19 protein-coding genes and 3 pseudogenes are annotated in these 21,347 nt (G+C 56.7%); 18 read left to right on the top strand and 4 right to left on the bottom strand.

Annotated elements, in window-relative coordinates:
* Position 1: 1 nt before the first annotated feature.
* The 15 genes from rsmG (at position 2) to glmS (ending at position 13,959) form a co-directional block, all read left to right on the top strand.
* On the top strand, positions 2-637 hold the full coding sequence (gene rsmG / locus B3I26_RS21340) for a 16S rRNA (guanine(527)-N(7))-methyltransferase RsmG (RefSeq protein WP_296260945.1): 636 nt from the start codon (positions 2-4) through the stop codon (positions 635-637).
* A gap of 18 nt (positions 638-655) precedes the next feature.
* The gene (locus B3I26_RS21345) at positions 656-1,450 is read left to right on the top strand and encodes a ParA family protein (protein WP_296260608.1); all 795 of its coding nucleotides are present in this window, start codon (positions 656-658) and stop codon (positions 1,448-1,450) included.
* Positions 1,451-1,459: 9 nt separating this feature from the next.
* Positions 1,460-2,332 (top strand): ParB/RepB/Spo0J family partition protein, encoded by an 873-nt coding sequence (locus tag B3I26_RS21350; RefSeq protein WP_296260610.1) that lies wholly within the window; start codon positions 1,460-1,462, stop codon positions 2,330-2,332.
* A gap of 146 nt (positions 2,333-2,478) precedes the next feature.
* Positions 2,479-2,886 carry a F0F1 ATP synthase subunit I gene (locus B3I26_RS21355; protein WP_296260612.1) on the top strand — a complete coding sequence of 136 codons (408 nt, stop codon included), beginning with the start codon at positions 2,479-2,481 and terminating at the stop codon, positions 2,884-2,886.
* A 16-nt stretch (positions 2,887-2,902) separates the two neighbouring features.
* Positions 2,903-3,772 carry a F0F1 ATP synthase subunit A gene (atpB, locus tag B3I26_RS21360; protein ID WP_133752950.1) on the top strand — a complete coding sequence of 290 codons (870 nt, stop codon included), beginning with the start codon at positions 2,903-2,905 and terminating at the stop codon, positions 3,770-3,772.
* A 136-nt stretch (positions 3,773-3,908) separates the two neighbouring features.
* Positions 3,909-4,166, top strand: coding sequence for a F0F1 ATP synthase subunit C (gene atpE, locus B3I26_RS21365; RefSeq protein WP_002555987.1), 258 nt, complete (start codon positions 3,909-3,911; stop codon positions 4,164-4,166).
* A 57-nt stretch (positions 4,167-4,223) separates the two neighbouring features.
* Positions 4,224-4,694, top strand: a complete 471-nt coding sequence (locus tag B3I26_RS21370; RefSeq protein WP_133752949.1) for a F0F1 ATP synthase subunit B — start codon at positions 4,224-4,226, stop codon at positions 4,692-4,694.
* Between the two features lie 12 nt (positions 4,695-4,706).
* Positions 4,707-5,243, top strand: a complete 537-nt coding sequence (locus B3I26_RS21375) for a F0F1 ATP synthase subunit delta (RefSeq protein ID WP_037016920.1) — start codon at positions 4,707-4,709, stop codon at positions 5,241-5,243.
* 21 nt (positions 5,244-5,264) lie between these two features.
* Complete coding sequence (gene atpA / locus B3I26_RS21380) at positions 5,265-6,809, top strand: F0F1 ATP synthase subunit alpha (protein ID WP_296260614.1); 1,545 nt, start codon at positions 5,265-5,267, stop codon at positions 6,807-6,809.
* Between the two features lie 50 nt (positions 6,810-6,859).
* Complete coding sequence (gene atpG, locus B3I26_RS21385; protein WP_133752946.1) at positions 6,860-7,720, top strand: F0F1 ATP synthase subunit gamma; 861 nt, start codon at positions 6,860-6,862, stop codon at positions 7,718-7,720.
* A 28-nt stretch (positions 7,721-7,748) separates the two neighbouring features.
* A complete protein-coding gene (gene atpD / locus B3I26_RS21390) occupies positions 7,749-9,125 on the top strand; it encodes a F0F1 ATP synthase subunit beta (protein ID WP_074757402.1) in 1,377 nt (458 codons plus the stop codon).
* A gap of 44 nt (positions 9,126-9,169) precedes the next feature.
* Positions 9,170-9,595 (top strand): F0F1 ATP synthase subunit epsilon, encoded by a 426-nt coding sequence (locus tag B3I26_RS21395; RefSeq protein WP_110951679.1) that lies wholly within the window; start codon positions 9,170-9,172, stop codon positions 9,593-9,595.
* A 122-nt stretch (positions 9,596-9,717) separates the two neighbouring features.
* Positions 9,718-11,085, top strand: coding sequence for a bifunctional UDP-N-acetylglucosamine diphosphorylase/glucosamine-1-phosphate N-acetyltransferase GlmU (glmU, locus tag B3I26_RS21400; protein WP_296260616.1), 1,368 nt, complete (start codon positions 9,718-9,720; stop codon positions 11,083-11,085).
* Between the two features lie 258 nt (positions 11,086-11,343).
* Complete coding sequence (locus tag B3I26_RS21405; protein ID WP_296260947.1) at positions 11,344-12,114, top strand: DeoR/GlpR family DNA-binding transcription regulator; 771 nt, start codon at positions 11,344-11,346, stop codon at positions 12,112-12,114.
* A 9-nt stretch (positions 12,115-12,123) separates the two neighbouring features.
* On the top strand, positions 12,124-13,959 hold the full coding sequence (gene glmS / locus B3I26_RS21410) for a glutamine--fructose-6-phosphate transaminase (isomerizing) (protein ID WP_296260617.1): 1,836 nt from the start codon (positions 12,124-12,126) through the stop codon (positions 13,957-13,959).
* Between the two features lie 246 nt (positions 13,960-14,205).
* Here the strand turns inward: glmS and B3I26_RS21415 are convergent, their stop codons facing one another.
* Positions 14,206-14,691, bottom strand: a complete 486-nt coding sequence (locus B3I26_RS21415) for a DMT family transporter (RefSeq protein ID WP_296260618.1) — start codon at positions 14,689-14,691, stop codon at positions 14,206-14,208.
* A gap of 94 nt (positions 14,692-14,785) precedes the next feature.
* Between B3I26_RS21415 and B3I26_RS21420 the strand changes: the two genes are divergently transcribed.
* The gene (locus B3I26_RS21420) at positions 14,786-15,697 is read left to right on the top strand and encodes a LysR family transcriptional regulator (RefSeq protein WP_296260620.1); all 912 of its coding nucleotides are present in this window, start codon (positions 14,786-14,788) and stop codon (positions 15,695-15,697) included.
* Between the two features lie 173 nt (positions 15,698-15,870).
* On the opposite strand, the gene B3I26_RS21425 is transcribed toward B3I26_RS21420, so the two are convergent.
* Positions 15,871-16,782 carry an arginase family protein gene (locus B3I26_RS21425; RefSeq protein WP_296260623.1) on the bottom strand — a complete coding sequence of 304 codons (912 nt, stop codon included), beginning with the start codon at positions 16,780-16,782 and terminating at the stop codon, positions 15,871-15,873.
* A 487-nt stretch (positions 16,783-17,269) separates the two neighbouring features.
* A pseudogene (locus tag B3I26_RS21430) lies at positions 17,270-18,186 on the bottom strand (LysR family transcriptional regulator).
* A gap of 410 nt (positions 18,187-18,596) precedes the next feature.
* Between B3I26_RS21430 and B3I26_RS21435 the strand changes: the two are divergent.
* A pseudogene (locus B3I26_RS21435) lies at positions 18,597-19,772 on the top strand (MFS transporter).
* A 60-nt stretch (positions 19,773-19,832) separates the two neighbouring features.
* Positions 19,833-20,685, top strand: a pseudogene (locus B3I26_RS21440) (IS5 family transposase).
* 160 nt (positions 20,686-20,845) lie between these two features.
* Here the strand turns inward: B3I26_RS21440 and B3I26_RS21445 are convergent.
* Positions 20,846-21,277 (bottom strand): hypothetical protein, encoded by a 432-nt coding sequence (locus B3I26_RS21445; protein ID WP_296260624.1) that lies wholly within the window; start codon positions 21,275-21,277, stop codon positions 20,846-20,848.
* Between the last annotated feature and the right edge of the window lie 70 nt (positions 21,278-21,347).

A 21,347-nucleotide genomic window follows, 5' to 3' on the forward strand; every position in this document is an offset into this window, starting at 1 on the left:
TATGGTCACCCCGCAGCACGCAGAAGAATTAGCTTTGGGCGCCCGAGAACTGGGCGTTCAGTTGAGCGAAGCGCAACACAGCCAGTTACTGGGTTATCTGTCCCTGCTCATCAAGTGGAACAAGGCGTATAACCTGACCGCCGTTCGCGATCCTGACGAAATGGTTTCCCGCCATTTGCTCGATAGTCTGAGCGTCGTGCCATTCATCAAGGGCGATCGTCAGTTGGACGTAGGCAGTGGTGGCGGCATGCCTGGCATTCCACTGGCGATCCTCTTTCCGGAGATGAACGTCACGGTGTTGGACAGTAACGGCAAGAAGACCCGGTTTCTGACCCAGGTCAAACTTGAGCTCAAGCTAGACAACCTGGAAGTTATCCACAGCCGTGCAGAAGCGTTCCAGCCGCCTATGCCCTTTACCGGCATCATTTCCCGCGCGTTCAGCAGTCTCGAAGATTTTACCCAATGGACTCGCCACATGGGCGACAGCGAAACGCGATGGCTGGCGATGAAAGGTCTGCATCCTGCTGACGAACTGGTAGCATTGCCCGCAGATTTTCATCTGGAAAGCGCGCAAGCCTTGGCCGTACCCGGTTGCCAAGGTCAACGGCATCTGCTGATACTGCGCCGCACGGCATGACAGGGAACACACGCAAGAATGGCTAAGGTATTCGCGATAGCGAACCAAAAAGGGGGAGTGGGTAAAACCACCACCTGCATCAACCTCGCAGCGTCGCTGGTCGCAACCAAGCGTCGGGTGTTGTTGATCGACCTCGATCCTCAAGGCAACGCTACCATGGGCAGCGGTGTGGACAAGCATGCGCTGGAACACTCGGTCTACGATTTGCTTATCGGGGAGTGCGACCTGAGCCAGGCCATGCATTTCTCCGAGCATGGCGGTTATCAACTTCTGCCTGCCAACCGCGACCTGACCGCTGCCGAAGTGGTGCTGCTTGAAATGCAGATGAAAGAATCCCGGCTGCGAACCGCGTTGGCGCCGATTCGCGATAACTACGATTACATTCTCATCGATTGCCCGCCGTCGCTATCGATGCTGACGCTCAACGCGCTAGTCGCCGCTGATGGCGTGATCATCCCCATGCAGTGCGAGTACTTTGCGCTCGAAGGGCTGAGCGACCTTGTGGATAACATCAAACGCATCGCTGAACTGCTCAATCCACAACTCAAGATCGAAGGTCTGCTGCGAACTATGTATGACCCGCGTCTGAGTCTGATCAACGACGTTTCCGCTCAGCTCAAGGAACACTTCGGCGACCAACTGTACGACACGGTCATTCCGCGCAATATTCGTCTGGCCGAGGCGCCAAGCTTCGGCATGCCGGCGCTCGCCTACGACAAAACGTCGCGTGGTGCGCTGGCTTACCTTGCGCTGGCTGGTGAGATGGTCCGTCGTCAACGTCGCGGCACCCGCACAGCCGCCCAGCCCACTTAAGGAAATTCCATGGCCGTCAAGAAACGAGGACTCGGACGTGGGCTGGACGCACTTCTTAGCAGTCCTACCGTCAGTGCTTTGGAAGAACAGGCTGTCAAAGCCGACCAACGTGAACTGCAGCATCTGCCGCTGGATCTGATCCAGCGCGGAAAATATCAGCCACGTCGGGATATGGACCCGCAAGCGCTTGAAGAGCTGGCCAGTTCGATCAAGGCCCAGGGTGTCATGCAGCCAATCGTGGTTCGCCCGATTGCCGATAACCGCTTTGAGATCATTGCCGGCGAACGCCGCTGGCGTGCCAGTCAGCAAGCGGGTGTGGATACGATTCCGGCAATGGTGCGCGATGTCCCTGACGAGGCTGCCATTGCGATGGCCCTCATAGAGAATATCCAGCGCGAGGACCTCAACCCGATCGAGGAGGCCATAGCGCTGCAGCGTTTACAGCATGAATTCCAACTGACACAGCAACAGGTCGCCGAAGCTGTCGGTAAGTCTCGTGTGAGCGTGGCTAACCTGTTGCGGCTAATCGCCTTGCCTGAAGTGATCAAGACCATGCTCTCCCACGGCGACCTGGAAATGGGTCACGCCCGTGCCTTGCTTGGCCTGCCTGAAGAACGGCAAGTCGAAGGGGCGCGACATGTTGTCGCACGCGGGCTGACCGTGCGCCAGACTGAGGCACTTGTGCGCCAGTGGTTGAGTGGTAAACAAGAGCCTGTCGCTCCCGTTAAAGCCGACCCGGATATCACCCGTCTCGAACAGCGTCTGGCCGAGCGCCTAGGCTCTGCGGTGCAGATTCGCCATGGCCAAAAGGGAAAAGGCCAGCTGGTGATTCGCTATAACTCGCTTGACGAGTTGCAAGGTGTCCTCGCACACATCCGCTGAAACAAATGATGCGTAGCGCGTAGTCGGAAATCACTACCCGGCAGTTGAATAGGGGCTGAACCGCCCCTATACTCTGCGCGCATTTTGTCGGCACAAATTATGCCAAGTTATTGATTTTGGCGGCTGGCACCCGAGGAGCCCATGCGATGGAGACACGCAAGCCAGACCGCCTGCCATTCCATCGTTTGGCTGTTTTCCCGGTATTGCTGGCACAATTGATTGTCCTGCTACTGGCAGCGGTGACGCTTTGGCAGTGGCATGGAGTCGTAGCTGGATACTCGGGCCTTTGTGGAGGCCTGATAGCTTGGCTGCCCAATGTGTATTTTGCTCATAAGGCGTTCCGGTATTCCGGCGCCAGGGCGGCGCAAGCCATCGTTCGGTCGTTCTACGCCGGCGAGGCAGGCAAACTGATTTTTACGGCAGTGCTGTTTGCACTGACCTTTGCAGGTGTGAAGCCGCTGGCCCCGCTGGCGGTCTTCGGCGTGTTCATGCTGACCCAGTTGGTCAGCTGGTTCGCTCCCCTGCTAATGAGAACAAGACTTTCGAGACCTTAGGGCGTTTGAGGCAACCATGGCAGAGCAAACAGCTTCGGGCTATATCCAGCACCACTTGCAGAACTTGACCTTCGGTCATTTGCCTGACGGCACTTGGGGCTTCGCGCATTCTGCTGCAGAAGCAAAAGAAATGGGCTTTTGGGCTTTCCACCTCGATACTCTCGGCTGGTCGGTGGCTCTGGGTCTGATCTTCGTCCTGATCTTCCGTCTGGCCGCCAAGAAGGCGACTTCCGGTCAACCCGGCGCGCTGCAGAACTTCGTTGAAGTGCTGATCGAATTCGTCGATGGCAGCGTTAAAGACAGCTTCCATGGTCGCAGCGCGGTCATCGCTCCACTGGCGCTGACCATTTTCGTCTGGGTATTCCTGATGAACGCGGTCGACCTGGTGCCCGTCGACTGGATCCCTCAGGTAGCCGTATGGATTTCTGGTGACCACCACATTCCGTTCCGCGCGGTATCAACCACCGACCCTAACGCAACCATCGGTATGGCGCTTTCGGTCTTCGCTCTGATCATTTTCTACAGTATCAAGGTCAAGGGAATCGGCGGTTTCATTGGTGAACTGACCCTGCATCCGTTCGGTAGCAAGAACGTATTCGTGCAGGCCCTGTTGATTCCTGTGAACTTCCTGCTTGAATTCGTGACTCTGATCGCTAAACCGGTTTCCCTGGCTTTGCGTCTGTTCGGCAACATGTATGCAGGCGAACTGGTGTTTATCCTGATCGCCGTCATGTTCGGCAGTGGCCTGCTCTGGCTGAGCGGTCTGGGCGTGGTTCTGCAATGGGCGTGGGCTGTATTCCACATCCTGATCATCACCCTGCAAGCGTTCATCTTCATGATGCTGACCATCGTCTACCTGTCGATGGCTCACGAAGATAACCATTAAGACCCGCCTGGCGAGTCTGATGATCCCCTCACTGCGGTGAGGGGGCGCCCGCGAGGGCTTGATGTAAGAAACGATTTTGTTTTACCGCTTTAATTAAAAAAACCTAACCAATACGACGTAAAAGTCGGGAGGAAAGATGGAAACTGTAGTTGGTCTAACTGCTATCGCTGTTGCACTGCTGATCGGCCTGGGCGCACTGGGTACTGCAATCGGTTTCGGCCTGCTGGGCGGTAAATTTCTGGAAGGCGCCGCGCGTCAACCAGAAATGGTTCCAATGCTGCAAGTCAAAATGTTCATCGTGGCTGGTCTGCTCGACGCCGTAACCATGATCGGTGTTGGTATCGCTCTGTTCTTCACTTTTGCGAACCCCTTCGTTGGTCAACTCGCTGGCTAATCGCTCGAATTTTCGAGTTGATTGGTGTGATGGACAACGAACGAGCGAGGTGTTGGCGTGAACATTAATGCAACCCTGATTGGCCAGTCCGTTGCGTTCTTCATTTTTGTGCTGTTCTGCATGAAGTTCGTGTGGCCTCCGGTCATCGCGGCTTTGCACGAACGTCAGAAGAAGATCGCGGATGGACTGGACGCTGCCACCCGAGCAGCTCGCGACCTGGAACTGGCCCAAGATAAAGTGGGTCAGCAACTGCGCGAAGCAAAGGCTCAGGCAGCTGAAATCATTGAGCAAGCCAAGAAGCGCGGTACTCAGATCGTCGACGAAGCCCGTGAACAGGCCCGTGTCGATGCTGACCGCATCAAGGCTCAGGCTCAGGCCGAGATCGAGCAGGAACTGAACGGCGTCAAAGACGCGCTGCGCGCCCAATTGGGCAGCCTGGCCGTCAACGGCGCAGAGAAGATCCTGGGTGCCACAATCGATCAAAACGCGCACGCGGAGCTGGTTAACAAACTGGCTGCAGAAATCTAAGCGAGGGCGATCATGGCAGAACTGACCACGTTGGCCCGACCTTACGCTAAGGCAGCCTTCGAGCATGCCCAGGCCCACCAGCAGCTGGCCAATTGGTCAGCCATGCTCGGCCTGGCTGCTGCAGTGTCGCAAGACGACACAATGCAGCGCATGCTCAAGGCCCCGCGACTGACGAGCGCAGACAAGGCCGCCACTTTTATTGAAGTGTGCGGCGACAAGTTCGATGCCAAGGCACAGAATTTCATCCACGTCGTTGCTGAAAACGACCGTCTCCAGCTTCTGCCGGAGATTTCCGAACTGTTCGAGCTGTACAAGGCTGAGCAGGAAAAATCGGTAGATGTGGATGTCACCAGTGCCTTCGCATTGAACCAAGAACAGCAAGACAAACTCGCCAAGGTTCTCAGTGCACGGCTCGGCCGGGAAGTGCGCCTGCATGCTGCGGAGGATGCTGCCCTGATAGGTGGTGTCATCATTCGCGCCGGCGACCTGGTTATCGATGGCTCAGTTCGCGGCAAACTCGCGCAACTAGCCGAAGCATTGAAATCTTGAGTTTGAAGGGGCAGCAGAGCAATGCAGCAACTCAATCCTTCCGAAATAAGTGAAATCATCAAGGGCCGCATCGACAAGCTCGATGTAGCCTCCCAAGCCCGCAACGAAGGCACTGTCGTCAGCGTGTCTGACGGTATCGTGCGGATTCACGGTCTGGCCGACGCTATGTACGGCGAAATGATCGAGTTCCCGGGCGGCGTCTACGGTATGGCACTGAACCTGGAGCAAGACTCCGTAGGTGCGGTGGTACTGGGCGCATACACATCGCTGGCCGAAGGCATGAGTGCCAAGTGCACCGGCCGCATCCTGGAGGTTCCTGTTGGTAGGGAACTGCTGGGTCGCGTTGTCGACGCACTGGGTAATCCGGTCGACGGCAAAGGCCCCCTGAACAACACCGAGACCGATGCGGTCGAGAAGGTTGCTCCGGGCGTTATCTGGCGTAAGTCGGTAGACCAGCCTGTACAGACTGGCTATAAGGCGGTCGATGCCATGATCCCAGTCGGCCGTGGTCAGCGCGAGCTGATCATTGGCGACCGTCAGATCGGTAAGACCGCTCTGGCTATCGACGCGATCATCAACCAGAAAGACAGCGGCATTTTCTGCGTGTACGTAGCCATTGGTCAGAAGCAATCGACCATCGCCAACGTTGTTCGCAAGCTGGAAGAAAACGGCGCCCTGGCCAACACCATCATCGTGGCTGCCAGTGCTTCCGAATCTCCTGCGCTGCAGTTCCTGGCTCCGTATGCCGGTTGCACCATGGGCGAATACTTCCGCGACCGTGGTGAAGACGCGCTGATCGTCTATGACGATCTGTCCAAGCAGGCTGTGGCTTATCGCCAGATCTCCCTGCTGCTGCGTCGTCCGCCAGGACGCGAAGCTTATCCAGGCGACGTGTTCTATCTCCACTCCCGTCTGCTGGAGCGCGCATCCCGTGTTTCGGAAGAGTACGTAGAGAAGTTCACCAATGGCGCAGTGACCGGCAAAACCGGTTCCCTGACCGCATTGCCGATCATCGAAACCCAGGCTGGTGACGTTTCCGCGTTCGTTCCGACCAACGTGATCTCCATCACCGACGGTCAGATCTTCCTGGAATCGGCCATGTTCAACTCCGGCATCCGCCCGGCAGTGAACGCCGGTGTTTCGGTATCCCGTGTGGGTGGTGCCGCTCAGACCAAGATCATCAAGAAGCTGTCCGGTGGTATCCGTACCGCTCTGGCTCAGTACCGTGAACTGGCGGCATTTGCCCAGTTCGCCTCTGACCTGGACGAAGCGACCCGTAAGCAACTTGAGCATGGTCAGCGCGTTACCGAGCTGATGAAGCAGAAGCAATATGCGCCAATGTCGATCGCTGACATGTCGCTGTCGCTGTATGCCGCTGAGCGTGGGTTCCTGACCGACGTTGAAATCACCAAGGTCGGCAGCTTCGAACAAGCGCTGATTGCTTACTTCAACCGCGATCACGCCGATTTGATGGCAAGGATCAACGTGAAGGGTGACTTCAATGACGAAATCGATTCTGGCCTCAAAGCCGGTATCGAGAAGTTCAAGGCCACCCAAACCTGGTAAGCCGCAGCGGGAGTCGCGAGGCTCCCGCTTGCTAACCTGATAGGTGTTACATGGCAGGCGCAAAAGAGATTCGCAGCAAGATTGCGAGCATCAAAAGCACGCAAAAGATCACCAGCGCCATGGAAAAAGTGGCGGTCAGCAAAATGCGCAAGGCTCAAATGCGCATGGCTGCTAGCCGTCCTTACGCGGAGCGCATCCGCCAGGTGATTGGTCATCTTGCCAACGCTAACCCGGAATACCGCCACCCGTTCATGATCGACCGCCAAGTCAAGCGCGTCGGTTATATCGTGGTAAGCAGTGACCGTGGTCTGTGCGGCGGCTTGAATACCAACCTGTTCAAGGCTTTGGTCAAGGACATGGCGAAGAACCGTGAAAACGGCGTAGAGATCGATCTGTGCGTGGTCGGCAGCAAAGGTGCGGCGTTTTTCCGCAACTTCGGCGGTAACGTCGTCGCTGCGATCAGCCACTTGGGCGAAGAGCCGTCGATCAACGATTTGATCGGCAGCGTCAAGGTGATGCTGGATGCCTACCTGGAGGGCCGTATTGACCGCCTGTCCGTGGTATCCAACAAGTTCATCAACACCATGACTCAGCAACCAACGGTCGAGCAGTTGATTCCGTTGGTCGCCACCCAGGATCAAGAACTCAAGCACCACTGGGATTACCTGTACGAACCCGACGCCAAGGAGCTGCTGGACGGCTTGATGGTCCGTTACGTGGAGTCGCAGGTCTACCAGGCGGTGGTCGAGAACAACGCAGCTGAACAAGCCGCGCGGATGATCGCGATGAAGAACGCCACTGACAACGCCGGTGACCTGATCAGCGATTTGCAGCTGATCTATAACAAGGCGCGTCAGGCAGCGATCACCCAAGAGATCTCGGAAATCGTCGGCGGCGCTGCCGCGGTTTAACGGTTCAAATATTCAGAGGATCCAGCTAATGAGTAGCGGACGTATCGTTCAAATCATCGGCGCCGTGATCGACGTGGAATTTCCACGCGACAGCGTACCGAGCATCTACAACGCGCTGAAAGTACAAGGCGCGGAAACTACCCTGGAAGTTCAGCAACAGCTGGGTGACGGTGTAGTTCGTACCATTGCGATGGGCTCCACCGAAGGCTTGAAGCGCGGTCTGGACGTCATCGACAGCGGCGCTGCCATTTCCGTACCGGTCGGTAAAGCGACTCTGGGCCGAATCATGGACGTGCTGGGCAACCCGATCGACGAAGCGGGTCCGATCGAAACCGAAGAGCGTTGGGGCATTCACCGTCCTGCGCCTTCGTTCGCTGACCAGGCAGGCGGAAACGACCTGCTGGAAACCGGCATCAAGGTTATCGACCTGGTTTGCCCGTTTGCCAAAGGCGGTAAAGTCGGTCTGTTCGGTGGTGCCGGTGTCGGCAAGACTGTAAACATGATGGAGCTGATCCGTAACATCGCCATCGAACACAGCGGTTATTCCGTGTTCGCCGGTGTGGGCGAGCGTACTCGTGAGGGTAACGACTTCTACCACGAGATGAAGGACTCCAACGTTCTGGACAAAGTGGCACTGGTCTACGGCCAGATGAACGAGCCGCCGGGAAACCGTCTGCGCGTTGCTCTGACCGGCCTGACTATGGCCGAGAAATTCCGTGACGAAGGTAACGACGTTCTGCTGTTCGTCGACAACATCTACCGTTACACCCTGGCCGGTACCGAAGTGTCCGCACTGCTGGGCCGTATGCCTTCTGCAGTGGGTTACCAGCCGACTCTGGCCGAGGAGATGGGCGTGCTGCAAGAGCGCATCACATCGACCAAAGAAGGTTCGATCACCTCGATCCAGGCGGTATACGTACCAGCGGACGACTTGACCGACCCGTCGCCAGCGACCACCTTCGCCCACTTGGACGCTACTGTCGTTCTGTCCCGTGACATCGCTTCCCTGGGTATCTACCCAGCGGTTGATCCACTGGATTCGACTTCGCGTCAGCTGGACCCGAACGTCATTGGTCAGGACCACTACGACACCGCTCGCGGCGTTCAGTACGTTCTGCAGCGCTACAAAGAGCTGAAAGACATCATCGCGATCCTGGGTATGGACGAACTGTCGGAAACCGACAAGCAGTTGGTATCCCGTGCTCGTAAGATTCAGCGCTTTCTGTCGCAGCCGTTCTTCGTGGCTGAAGTCTTCACCGGTGCTTCAGGTAAATACGTTTCCCTGAAAGATACCATTGCTGGCTTCAAAGGCATCCTCGCCGGTGAGTACGACCATTTGCCAGAACAAGCGTTCTACATGGTCGGCGGCATCGAAGAAGCGATCGAGAAAGCCAAGAAACTGTAATCCAGGCGCCCGGCGACGGGCGCTAATCAGGTTGAGGCAAGCAAATGGCTATGACAGTCCATTGCGATATCGTCAGCGCGGAAGGGGAGATTTTCTCCGGTCTGGTCGAGATGGTGATTGCACACGGTAACCTGGGTGATATCGGTATTGCTCCAGGTCACGCGCCGCTGATCACTGATCTGAAGCCAGGTCCAATCCGTCTGATCAAGCAGGGTGGAGAAGCCGAGGTGTATTACATCTCCGGTGGTTTCCTAGAGGTTCAACCGAACATGGTCAAAGTGCTTGCCGATACCGTGCAACGCGCTGCAGACCTGGACGAAGCTTCAGCTCAGGAAGCCGTTAAGGCCGCCGAGCGTGCCCTGAATGAAAAAGGCGCAGATTTCGATTATGGATCTGCGGCTGCACGTCTGGCGGAGGCCGCAGCCCAGCTGCGTACCGTTCAGCAAATTCGCAAGAAGTTCGGCGGCTAAGGTCGGCGACTCCCATGCGCGATTGAGTAAAAGGGTAGCCTCGGCTACCCTTTTTCTTTTTTCGGCTCTTTCCTGAATCATCAGCCCGGCCTTGCCGTGGCTCGCTCGCCTGGAATTCCCTCATGTCTCTCGATATCGTCATTCTTGCCGCAGGCCAAGGCACTCGCATGCGTTCTGCCTTGCCCAAGGTCCTGCACCCGATTGCTGGCAACTCGATGCTGGGCCACGTTATCCACAGCGCGCGTCAGCTTTCCCCTCAGAGCATTCAGGTGGTGATCGGTCACGGCGCGGACGTAGTCCGAGAGCGGCTTGCTGCTGAAGATCTTAATTTCGTGCTGCAAGACCAACAACTAGGCACCGGCCACGCAGTTGCTCAAGCGGTCCCGGAGCTGGGTGCGGAGACGGTGCTGATCCTCTACGGGGATGTGCCACTGATTGAAGTCCAGACCCTGCAGCGCTTGCTGGCTCTGGTCAACGAGGAGCAACTGGGTCTGCTGACTGTCAACCTTGAAGACCCAACGGGCTATGGCCGTATCGTGCGCGACGCCGAAAACCATGTCAGCGCCATCGTTGAGCACAAGGATGCCAGCGAGGCACAGAAGGCTATCAAGGAAGGCAACACCGGCATTCTGGCCGTGCCTGGCAAACGCCTGGCCGACTGGCTGGGGCGGCTTTCGAATAATAACGCGCAAGGCGAGTACTACCTGACCGACGTGATAGCCATGGCGGTCAGTGATGGACTGACCGTGGCCACCACTCAACCTTTGGATGCCATGGAAGTGCAGGGCGCCAATGATCGCAAACAACTTGCCGATCTGGAGCGTCATTACCAGTGGCGCGAAGCCCACCGTTTGATGACCATGGGCGTAACATTGCGCGACCCGGCACGCTTCGATGTGCGTGGCGAAGTGACAGTGGGCCGCGACGTGGTGATCGACATCAATGTGATCCTCGAAGGCTGTGTGATCATTGAGGACGACGTCTCCATTGGTCCGAACTGCGTAATCAAAAACAGTACTCTGCGCAGAGGCTCAATCATCAAGGCCAACAGTCATCTGGAAGGCGCCATTGTCGGTGAAGGCGCCGATGCAGGTCCTTTTGCTCGCCTGCGTCCGGGCAGCGTCCTGGGGCCCCGTGCCCATGTGGGTAACTTCGTCGAACTGAAAAACGCTGAGTTGGGCGAGGGCGCGAAGGCCGGGCACCTTACTTATCTAGGGGACGCAGTGATCGGCGCCCGTACCAATATAGGTGCGGGAACAATTACCTGTAACTACGACGGTGTGAACAAGCACAAGACAGTGATGGGTGAGGATGTATTCATTGGCTCCAATAACTCCTTGGTAGCGCCTGTGGATATCTCATCGGGCGCGACAACTGCCGCAGGTTCGACCATCAACCAAAACGTCGCCCCTGAGCAGCTAGCCGTTGCCCGCGCCCGTCAGCGCAACATCGACGGCTGGCAGCGACCGGTCAAGATTAAGAAGGACTGAAGTTATCCACAATAGAACTGAGTCGTTGTCTGACTCAGTTTTCAGGTCCGATCTAGCGATCGCCTGCCACTCTTGCTGTTATCCACAGGGGAGAAAACATAGTGCTGCCGAGCTTTAAACGGCGGCGCCAGACCACGTTCCACTGATCGCCCACTGCTACAGCGTTCGCTATGTGGAAAAGTGCCACAGTCCCCTTGACGAATATCTTTCGATAGGTTTCTATTGCCTTCGTTATCTTTCGAATCGAAATTTAAGGCGATCATGTCGAAACGTAATACACCTCAACGTCGCCACAATATCCTCGCGTTGCTCAATGAGCAGGGTGAGGTAAGCGTCGAAGCGTTGGCCAAGCGTTTTGAAACCTCTGAGGTAACGGTTCGCAAGGATCTCGCTGCGCTGGAAAGCAATGGCCTCCTGCTGCGCCGCTACGGCGGAGCCGTGCCCATGCCTCAGGAACTGATCGGCGAACCCGGGCAGCTCGTGTCGCGCTATAAGCAAGCCATTGCTCGCGCAGCGGTTGTCCGTATACGTGAACACGCGCGGATCATCATCGACAGCGGCAGTACCACTGCTGCAATGATCCCCGAGCTCGGCAAGCAGCCGGGTCTGGTGGTCATGACCAATTCCCTGCATGTCGCCAACGCCTTGGCCGAACTGGAAAATGAGCCCGTGCTGTTGATGACCGGCGGTACTTGGGACCCCCATTCCGAATCCTTTCAGGGCCAGGTCGCCGAACACGTATTGCGCTCTTACGATTTCGATCAACTGTTCATCGGCGCCGATGGCATTGATCTGCAGCGCGGCACCACGACCTTTAATGAATTGCTGGGACTGAGCCGCGTGATGGCGGACGTCGCCCGGGAAGTGATCGTGATGGTCGAGGCTGACAAAGTCGGTCGCAAGATCCCCAATCTGGAACTGCCGTGGAGCAGTGTCCATACCCTTATTACCGATGATCGCCTGCCTCATGAGGCTCGCGAGCAAATTCAGGCTCGCGGCGTGACGTTGATCTGCGCCGCTGTTTCCTAGGAGAAGACCATGTGTGGAATCGTCGGCGCCGTCGCTGAGCGTAATGTCACTGCCATCCTGCTGGAGGGCCTCAAGCGCCTGGAGTATCGCGGCTACGATAGCGCGGGAGTGGCGCTGTTCAGCAACGCCGGTGTGCTTGAGCGCCGCCGTCGTGTCGGCAAGGTCACCGAACTGGAGCAATCCTTGGCTGGCGACCCTCTCGCGGGCCGCTTGGGCATAGCCCACGTGCGCTGGGCCACCCATGGTGCGCCGACCGAGCAAAATGCCCACCCGCACTTTTCCAATGGCGAACTGGCAATCGTGCACAACGGGATTATCGAAAATCACGAGCCGCTGCGTGAACGTCTCCAAGGGCTGGGCTATGCGTTCAGTTCCGATACCGACACCGAAGTGATCGTTCACCTGCTGCACCACAAGCTGCAGGACACCCAGGACCTGACCACAGCCCTCAAAGCCACGGTCAAGGAACTACACGGTGCCTACGGCTTGGCGGTGATTAGCGCCAAACAGCCGGATCGCCTGGTCGCCGCCCGCAGCGGCAGCCCGTTGGTGGTAGGGCTGGGCCTGGGTGAAAATTTCCTCGCATCCGACCAACTGGCGCTGCGCCAGGTCACTGATCGTTTCATGTACCTGGAAGAAGGTGATATCGCCGAAATCCGCCGCGACAGCGTGTTGATCTGGAATGCCGACGGGCTTCCAGCCGAGCGTGAAGTGGTGCAACACCGCGAAGGCGCCGAAGCCGCCGACAAAGGTGAGTTCCGCCACTTCATGCTCAAGGAGATTCACGAGCAGCCAAAGGTCGTACAACGCACGCTGGAAGGTCATCTTGGTCAGGAACAAGTGCTGGTGCAAGCCTTTGGCCCCCAGGCAGCCGAGTTGTTCGGCAAGGTTCGCAACGTGCAAATTGTTGCCTGCGGCACCAGCTATCACGCCGGCATGGTCGCAAGATACTGGCTGGAAGGCTTGGCTGGCATCCCTTGTCAGGTAGAGGTCGCCAGCGAGTTCCGCTACCGCAAGGTCGTGGTTCAGCCAGATACATTATTCGTCTCGATCTCCCAGTCCGGTGAAACCGCCGACACTCTGGCTGCGTTACGCAATGCCAAGGAGCTGGGCTTCCTGGCCAGCCTGGCGATCTGCAACGTCGGCATCAGTTCGTTGGTGCGTGAATCCGACCTGACGCTGCTGACCCAGGCCGGTCCGGAAATTGGTGTCGCGTCGACCAAGGCGTTCACCACCCAGTTGGTCGCCCTGATGTTGCTGACTCTCTCGATCGGCCAGGTCAAAGGCACATTGAGCGCTGATGTCGAGGCCGAACTGGTCGAAGAACTGCGTCGCCTGCCAACGCGTCTGGGTGAAGCGCTGGCGATGGACAGCACTGTGGAAAAAGTCGCCGAGTTGTTCGCAGAAAAAAACCACACGTTGTTCCTCGGGCGTGGCGCACAGTTTCCGGTGGCGATGGAGGGCGCGCTCAAACTCAAAGAGATTTCCTACATCCACGCCGAAGCCTATCCAGCAGGCGAGCTGAAACACGGCCCGCTGGCCTTGGTAGACAGTGACATGCCGGTGGTCACCGTCGCCCCGAACAACGAGCTGCTGGAAAAGCTCAAATCCAACCTCCAGGAAGTCCGCGCCCGCGGTGGCGAACTGATCGTCTTTGCCGACGAGCAAGCAGGCATGAACAGCGGGATCGGGACCCACGTCATCCCGATGCCTCACATCGTCGATGCCCTGGCGCCGATCCTGTACACCATCCCGCTGCAGCTGCTGTCGTACTACGTTGCCGTGCTCAAGGGGACCGATGTCGACCAGCCCCGTAATCTGGCGAAGTCGGTGACTGTGGAATAATTTATCCACAGCGTTACGCATCATGGTTTTAGAGAATCAAACCTGTCGCAAGAGAATTAAAACTGTCGCAGGAGCCGGTGAGATTTCGCATACCGGCTCTTGTTAAGCCTCCCATCACCTATAGACTCCGACGTCCCTTCCCAGCCTCGTAGGCCAGCTTGATGCTGTTGCGAATTCAAAAAGACGAGTCAATGCAAACGGGTGGTCAAGTGCAATGCAATTCTCCATCAGGTTCAAAGGTGGTATTCAGCCCCGATCCCCCTGAGCGTTGAAATACTGCACAACCATCACCCCCACGAAAATAATCGCTAGCCCCACACATTTTCCCCACCCTATCGGCTTTGCCACAAGCCCCATCAGACCGAAGTGGTCAATGGCCACGGCAGATATCAGTTGGCCTCCGATCACGCAGGTAATGAAGACGGTTGTTCCCATCCTAGGTGCCAGGATCAGCGCCGCGGTTATGTACAGCACGCCGGCAATCCCCCCCGCCCACGCCCAAGTTGGCAGACTGGTCGCTGGTTGCCATTGAGGAGAACTTGCACGCATGGCCATCAGCACCGGTGTCACCGCAATCAAGCTGATGACTAGTGACATGACAGTGGCCCATAGCGGATGGCCTAGACCTCGGCCCAGCATGGAGTTGGCACCGGCTTGAAAAGGCACGACTGCACCCGCTGCAATTGCAGCAGCGGCTAGTAAGAGCCCGGTCAGCGAAATCGGCAGGTTCATGCTTTTTGATCTCCTAGTGATTGCATTCAGAAGGAGTTTCAAATATGAAGAGTGAGAATGGAAATTCGTATTTGAACGCGGTGGTATTCAAGCGATGAATAGCTTCAGCGGCATGGACCTCAACCTTCTGCTCACGCTTCAAGCGTTGCTCGCGGAACGGCACATCACCCGTACTGCGGAGCGCTTACACAAAAGTCAGCCCGCCATCAGTCACGCGCTCCGGCATCTGCGCCACCTATTTGGCGACCCACTGCTGGTGAGGCGAGGTAAGCACTTGGATCTGACCCCGCGTGCGGCGGCGCTCATCGACCCCCTGAACGAGGTGCTGAGCCGAATTGGCCAGCTGTTCGATGCGCCGCAATTCGACCCTGCCAGATCACAGCGAACATTTCGGCTGGTGATGTCCGATTATGGTTCCAGAGTGCTGCTGCCTGGCCTCGTCGAGAGGTGCCGAGCACAAGCACCAGAGATTGAGTTGCAGGTGCAGCACGGGAGTCGGGATGCCATGCTTGCCGCAGTCAAGGATGGGGATGCGGATTTGGCGCTAGGGGTTTTTCCAGGGCGGCTGGCCGAGGTAGTGCAGCGGTATCCATTGTTTGTTGAGCGGTTTGTTTGTTTGGCCGACGCTTCTACGTGCGTTGGCCACGAGGGGCTCACCCTGTCGCAATGGCTGGCCAGGCCCCATATTGTCGTCGGTGGGCGGGCGGTACGGGACAGTGAGGTTGACCAGGCATTGGCCCGATTGGGACTGCAACGCAATGTGAAAGTAACGCTCCCGCATTGGAATGTTGCCAGTGAACTCGTCTATGCAACTGATCTGATCTTGACGGTGGCGATGCGTAGCCTGACTCCGGTGCATGCTGATAGTCGACTGTGCATTTTTGAGCCTCCATTCGACATTCCGTATTTTGACTTTTCCATGGTTACACATCGTGGGAGGCATAATGATTCTGCGCATGCCTGGATGCGAAAGTTGGTGATGGAAGTGGCGAGTGCGCCATGTTAAATCCCGTAACCATGGCAGAAAAGTACGGGTCTGAGCTTGAAATCTTAGCGTTGAGCAGAGGGTCCCGGGTTCAGATTTCGCGTAGATGCGCGCAAAAAAGGTATTTTCAGCACTCAGTACATGCCGGCCTGGAAGGCCTGACTTTTTCAACACAATCGACCGACAGCTGCCACTCATCGTGGAAACGGCAGCTGTGCCAGCAACTTCACGATGGTAGCGGCCAAGTATCCGTCCGGGTCCAGATCAGGATCGAATACCGTTACAGTCATCCCCCTGCATAGGGGGTTAGTAACGAATGGTACAAGGATGCTCAATAAGTCATCAGGTGGAATGCCTGGAGAACCAGGTGAGTCCACAGCGGGCATTACGATCTGGTCCAGCACGTCTATGTCCAGGTGTATCCAATAGCTTTGGTCAGGCTTCTGAGCCAGCACTTCACGAATGCGTCCTATAACGGCTGTTGGACCTATCCTCAATGCCTCGAAGACATCGATGCGATTTATAGCCGTGCTGTTTATATCGGGCCAGGCAAAGTCGTCGTCGCGGTTTTCTCGTTCACCCAGTTGGATGACATCGGCGTCAACAACAAGCGGACCGGCAATGCCAGGCCATTCTGTTGCCAGTTGCTCACCACGACCAGTAGCCAGCGCCAGGTCCATGCCCGCAACCGCGCCTAAGCTCTGCGTCGGATCGTAGTTACCCGGATGGCGGAAGTCGCTGTGTCCATCGATATGAATGAGGGAGATAGGGCCTGCTTCGCGGACCCCGGCTAACGCACCCAGCAGAATTGAACAATCTCCTCCGATGACAAGCGCGAAGTCGCCTTGTCTACTGGCTTCACTCACCAGATTCGCCAAGGCCACATTGAACGAACGAATAGTATGGCCGTTACGCAGACGTGTTCCTGGCTGCACCTCCGTCGAGTAGATTGGCCGAGTTAAAGCCTTAAAGCCGCGAGGGTTGAGTGCTTGAAGCAGGCCGGCCGCAATCAGCGCAGCGGGAGCCCGCCATGTACCCGGTTCATGACCAGGCCTCAAGGGACTTAATCCAAGGTTAGATGGCGCAGCAATCACCAGCATGGGCATGGGTCAGCATTCTCCCAACGGATTTCACCGGAGACCTTAGGTTTATTATCTATCAGGGTGGCACTCGGCGTTTCGGTGGAAATAAGAATATCCTGCGCCAGATTTCCTAGCGAAGGAAACTGCTACAACAGGTCGCTGTCGACCTAAAACGGACGGTCGCGACAGGCAAAAAATTGGCCGTTTTCTTTCTTCCGCCATCGGCAGCTTTGGGTCGATTGCAGCCTCCGGAAGGCTGCTTCCTCCTCGAAGCGTCAAGATAATGTTTCATCAGATGGACTGAGGTACTTCGTCGAAATATGGAAAGTGCTTAGAAGCAGCTCATCACGTTTGACCGCTGGTGAAGCCGCGTCCGCAGCGTCATGCCGATTAACTTCACGGTGATTTACAGACAGGCTGGCTCGAAATGGATGTCCGACGGCGCTCGGCACGCACCTTTGCAGCTTTGGCTCGCCTCCCGGCGAATCACGTTGTGGGCCACGGGCAGCCTTTATTGCATGCGATCGCGAAGTCGTTCAGCCAGAAAGTCGACAAAGGCACGCACACGGGCCGGCGTGTTTGATCCGCCGACGAAAACAGCGTGCACCTCTTCGGCGTCGTGAGGATTGAAGTCCTGCAAAATCGGAACGAGCCTGCCCGCTTTAATGTCAGGATCGATCAGAAATTCACCCAGCCGCACGATGCCCATTCCAAGCCTGGCAAGTTGCCCGAGCGTTTCTCCGCTGTTTGCTTCGATACCACCCTTTATCGGGAGCCATTCGACGACCCCGTTTACCAGAAATGGCCATGAAGTCTCGGCTCTAAGAAAATTGAAGTGCAGGCAATTATGGGAAAGCAGGTCCTCTGGCCGTGTCGGTGTGCCAAAGCGCGCAAGGTAATCAGGTGAGGCGGTGACCACTCGTTTCACTTCACCCAGTTTACGAGCCATCAAACTACTGTCTGGCAGTTTACCGAACCGCACAGCCACGTCCGCCTGGCCGCCCGAAATGTCGGTGACAGTGTCTGTCAAAGAAATATCGACCAGGATATGCGGTTAGAGAGCCGCGAACTCTGGAAGTAACGGAACAACATGCAATCGTCCGTGCGAAAGCGAAGCGCTGACCCTCAACCGCCCTCGTGGAGAGCCTTGATCGGCGATCTGTTGTTCAGAATCATCCAGATCCTTCAAATTCTTCGGGCGGCTTGCAGGTAGGCGTGCCCCTCAGCGGTTAGCGTGAGGGATCGAGTGGTTCTCAGGAGCAGACGCACCCCTAGCCTGGCCTCGGTCCGATCGATCGTTCTACTGATAGCAGACGGACTGAGGTTCAGCACGCGGCCCGCGTTCGAAAAACTGCCGTGGTCAAAGACCGCAGCAAAGACGGCCAACTCGCGAGCACGGTCTGTATCAACATAGTTCCCTGCGCTCAACGCAATAGTCCTCAATGAGCCTGATGATGGGTGACCAGGCGGCGCGTTAGTCCATTGTTCACTACCCACATCAGCGCAAGAATGGATTGTCGACGACAGCTCGGTCATGCCGATGCGTCGCACACCTATAAGCGCCTACTTCTGGCGGGCGGGGACGTTGGACACCCGCAGGGCGGTGGCCGCTGCAACCGGACCAGCAAGCCAACATCATTGGTTATGTTCCGGCATTGAGAGAATGCTAAGGCGCTTTTGCGTCTGACGCAAATGTGCGTGGTTCTGGCACGGGGTTATCAGCCTCCCTTCGATTCTGTACGTTACCCAGCATTCGAGACATCAACGCAAATATGGCGCGCAGCGTCGGCTGGGCACTGCTCGGCCAGACGGCGGTTTTTATTTATAGAGGTGGTTAGTTGAAACTCAACTTGGGGCTTTTGGCGCTGGCAATCGGCGCTTTTGCGATCGGCGTTACGGAATTTGGGCCCATGGGATTGCTGCCCGTTATCGCCGGCGATCTGGATGTATCCATCCCGGCCGCGGGTGCTGTTGTCAGTGCCTATGCGCTTGGCGTCATGGTCGCGGCGCCGCTCGTAACCCTGAGCACAGGCTGAGTACCGTGCAGAACATTGCTGATGATAATGTCGGCGATCTTCATCCTCGGCAGCATCTGGTCCGCTGTCTCAACCAGCTACGAGATGCTTATTTTGTCGCGCGTCTTCACATCCATTAATCACGGCGCGTTTTTCGGAGTCGGCTCCATTATCGCCGCCGGCTTGGCTGCCCCAAGACGTAAAGCGGCCGCTGTTGCGACGATGTTCATGGGGCTGACGCTCGCAAACATCGTTGGCGTGCCGGCCGCGACCTGGGCAGGCGAATATCTGGGATGGCGTCCGGTCTTCTGGGGAATTGCTGCCATTGGCATCTTACAGTTGATTGGGGGTCGCGTAGCGCTGCCCGATCTTCCGGGCAACAAGACTGCCAACGTTCGTTCAGAACTTCGAGTCCTGACGCAGAAAGACGTGCTGACGCCATCGCTATTGACCGTTATGAGCAACAGTGCGGTGTTCACGGTCCTCACTTACATCGCGCCGATCCTTCAGACCGAGGCACATGCATCGATCAACTTCGTCACCGTCATGCTGTTGATTGCCGGAGTTGGAATGACATTCGGAAGCTGGCTGGGAGGCAAGTTCGCAGATATCTCGGTTGATAAAACAATTATCGGCTCACTGATCATCAACGCGATCATGCTGGGCGCCTTCGCCCTGTTCATGTCGAACATCTATGTGAGTGGCTTGATCATCTTCGTTTGGGGCGCGGCGAGCTTCGCTCTCATCCCGCCCATTCAGGTGCGGGTGATGTCTGCTGCGAGCAGAGCTCCCTCCCTGGCTTCAGCTGTAAATATCGGTGCGTTTAATCTCGGCAACGCAATCGGTGCACTGCTTGGCGGATGGGTGATCGACGCCAGCCTGGGCTACCCGGCTGTCGCCTTCACCGGCGCCGCGATAGCGGCGATGGGCTTGATCATAGCGGTGTTATCGCGCGGTCATACCCCGTCGCTCGACGCGCGCCCAGTTATCGGTCACTAGGGTTTGTCTGAAAAGTCGCTTTCGCTAGAATGATGCCCTCTGGTTGCCAGGAGAGCCGTCATGACAGGCCGTTATGAAATTTCATCTGAGCGTTGGGCGATCATTGAAGCCATTGTTCCCCTCCTCAACACATGGGGCGGCCAAGGCGCGATGATCGTCAGATGCTTGATGGAATCTTCTGGATTTTGTGCTCTGGCGCCAAATGGCGGGATCTTCCAGAACGCTTTGGGCCTTGGAAGACCGTTTACCAGCGCTTCAGGCAATGGCGTGACAACGGCACGTTCGAGCAGGTTCTGCGCCATCTTCATCTTCGTTTGCGAGAAGACGGGTTCATCGATCTGGATACCTGGATGGTCGATTCCACGTCAATCCGGGCCATCCGGGCTGTCAGTGGTGCTGGAAAAAAAAGGGCCCGCAGGAGCCGCAGCACCACTGTCTCGGCCGAAGCAGGGGCGGACTGACTACCAAAATACACCTGGCCTGCGACAGTCATGGCTTCCCGCTGACCATCATGCTGTTGCCCGGCGAGCAGGCTGACTCGCGCCACTTCATGCCGTTGCTGGATCAGATCAGCCTTCCTGGCAGCAGGGTTCGCCCGCGCAAGCGTTGCCGTTATGTGCTTGCCGACAAGGGTTATGACAGCCAGGTTATACGTCAGTACTGCGACCGCTACGACATGCAGCCGGTGATTCCGCTGCGCAAGATGCATCGCAAGCCTCGACCCGGCCTGCCTCGGCTGTTTGACAGGCCTCAGTGCAAAAAACGCAACGTTATTGAGCGGGTGTTCAGCTGGCTTAAGGAAAAACGTCGGATCTGTACGCGTTACGACAAACTGGCCAGCAGCTTTAAAGCCATGGTCACACTGGCCTGCATCGAAAGATGCTTGCGGGCTGACTTTTCAGACAAACCCTAGCAACCCTGATCTTGCACCACCATAGCCCTGACCAGTCAAGACTTCGATGCGAATTTGCATTCTTGGCAGGGGAAAATGCGTAGCGTCGTTTCGAGTTTCCATCGGTAAAACTCAACTGGGGACGATGTGTTGAAAGCACAACGTCCCCAGGTGGAAATGATTAATCTCGTCGATTTACGCTCAGTAACCAAACTCCCGCCACAACCGCGGCGCCCGCTGCGATCAGCCCCGCAACCGCGTTCCAGTTACTGAAAAAAGTATTCAACGCGTTGATCGTAGCCGGTATGTCATTGGTGTTGGCCGTAACGGTGATGTTAGCCGTTATATTGGCACCCGCCTGCAGATCAGCAGTCGCCTCCTCCCCTCTCGGCGTGCCAACCAGCACCAGCCATTTACCAGGTTCGGATTCTTTAGCTAGCGCTTGCATCCCTTGTTTCTTCAAGGCCTCCACGATACCCATAGAAACTGCTTTCGCGTTTTTGTTCACGTTAGCGCAGAACCCTTTAACATCAGAATCCTGGACGCCTTTTCCGGGTGTAAAAGCCAGGAGGCCCGTTTGGATCCCAGCTGCAGTGCTCATATGTGTGGTCATAGAAATATTCCTTTTTCTGACGATACGATGTTTGTGGGAATCGCCGGACAAAATGCACCGTCGAAACAGC

Origin of the sequence: Pseudomonas sp. UBA5706 (assembly GCF_002419965.1) — a bacterium.
GTDB lineage: Bacteria > Pseudomonadota > Gammaproteobacteria > Pseudomonadales > Pseudomonadaceae > Aquipseudomonas.

Bases quoted from the DNA above. Each gene is read 5' to 3' on its own strand.
- rsmG (WP_296260945.1), top strand. From the start codon at position 2: ATGGTCACCCCGCAGCACGCAGAAGAATTAGCTTTGGGCGCCCGAGAA.
- B3I26_RS21345 (WP_296260608.1), top strand. From the start codon at position 656: ATGGCTAAGGTATTCGCGATAGCGAACCAAAAAGGGGGAGTGGGTAAA.
- B3I26_RS21350 (WP_296260610.1), top strand. From the start codon at position 1,460: ATGGCCGTCAAGAAACGAGGACTCGGACGTGGGCTGGACGCACTTCTT.
- B3I26_RS21355 (WP_296260612.1), top strand. From the start codon at position 2,479: ATGGAGACACGCAAGCCAGACCGCCTGCCATTCCATCGTTTGGCTGTT.
- atpB (WP_133752950.1), top strand. From the start codon at position 2,903: ATGGCAGAGCAAACAGCTTCGGGCTATATCCAGCACCACTTGCAGAAC.
- atpE (WP_002555987.1), top strand. From the start codon at position 3,909: ATGGAAACTGTAGTTGGTCTAACTGCTATCGCTGTTGCACTGCTGATC.
- B3I26_RS21375 (WP_037016920.1), top strand. From the start codon at position 4,707: ATGGCAGAACTGACCACGTTGGCCCGACCTTACGCTAAGGCAGCCTTC.
- atpA (WP_296260614.1), top strand. From the start codon at position 5,265: ATGCAGCAACTCAATCCTTCCGAAATAAGTGAAATCATCAAGGGCCGC.
- atpG (WP_133752946.1), top strand. From the start codon at position 6,860: ATGGCAGGCGCAAAAGAGATTCGCAGCAAGATTGCGAGCATCAAAAGC.
- atpD (WP_074757402.1), top strand. From the start codon at position 7,749: ATGAGTAGCGGACGTATCGTTCAAATCATCGGCGCCGTGATCGACGTG.
- B3I26_RS21395 (WP_110951679.1), top strand. From the start codon at position 9,170: ATGGCTATGACAGTCCATTGCGATATCGTCAGCGCGGAAGGGGAGATT.
- glmU (WP_296260616.1), top strand. From the start codon at position 9,718: ATGTCTCTCGATATCGTCATTCTTGCCGCAGGCCAAGGCACTCGCATG.
- glmS (WP_296260617.1), top strand. From the start codon at position 12,124: ATGTGTGGAATCGTCGGCGCCGTCGCTGAGCGTAATGTCACTGCCATC.
- B3I26_RS21415 (WP_296260618.1), bottom strand. From the start codon at position 14,691: ATGAACCTGCCGATTTCGCTGACCGGGCTCTTACTAGCCGCTGCTGCA.
- B3I26_RS21420 (WP_296260620.1), top strand. From the start codon at position 14,786: ATGAATAGCTTCAGCGGCATGGACCTCAACCTTCTGCTCACGCTTCAA.
- B3I26_RS21425 (WP_296260623.1), bottom strand. From the start codon at position 16,782: ATGCCCATGCTGGTGATTGCTGCGCCATCTAACCTTGGATTAAGTCCC.
- B3I26_RS21445 (WP_296260624.1), bottom strand. From the start codon at position 21,277: ATGACCACACATATGAGCACTGCAGCTGGGATCCAAACGGGCCTCCTG.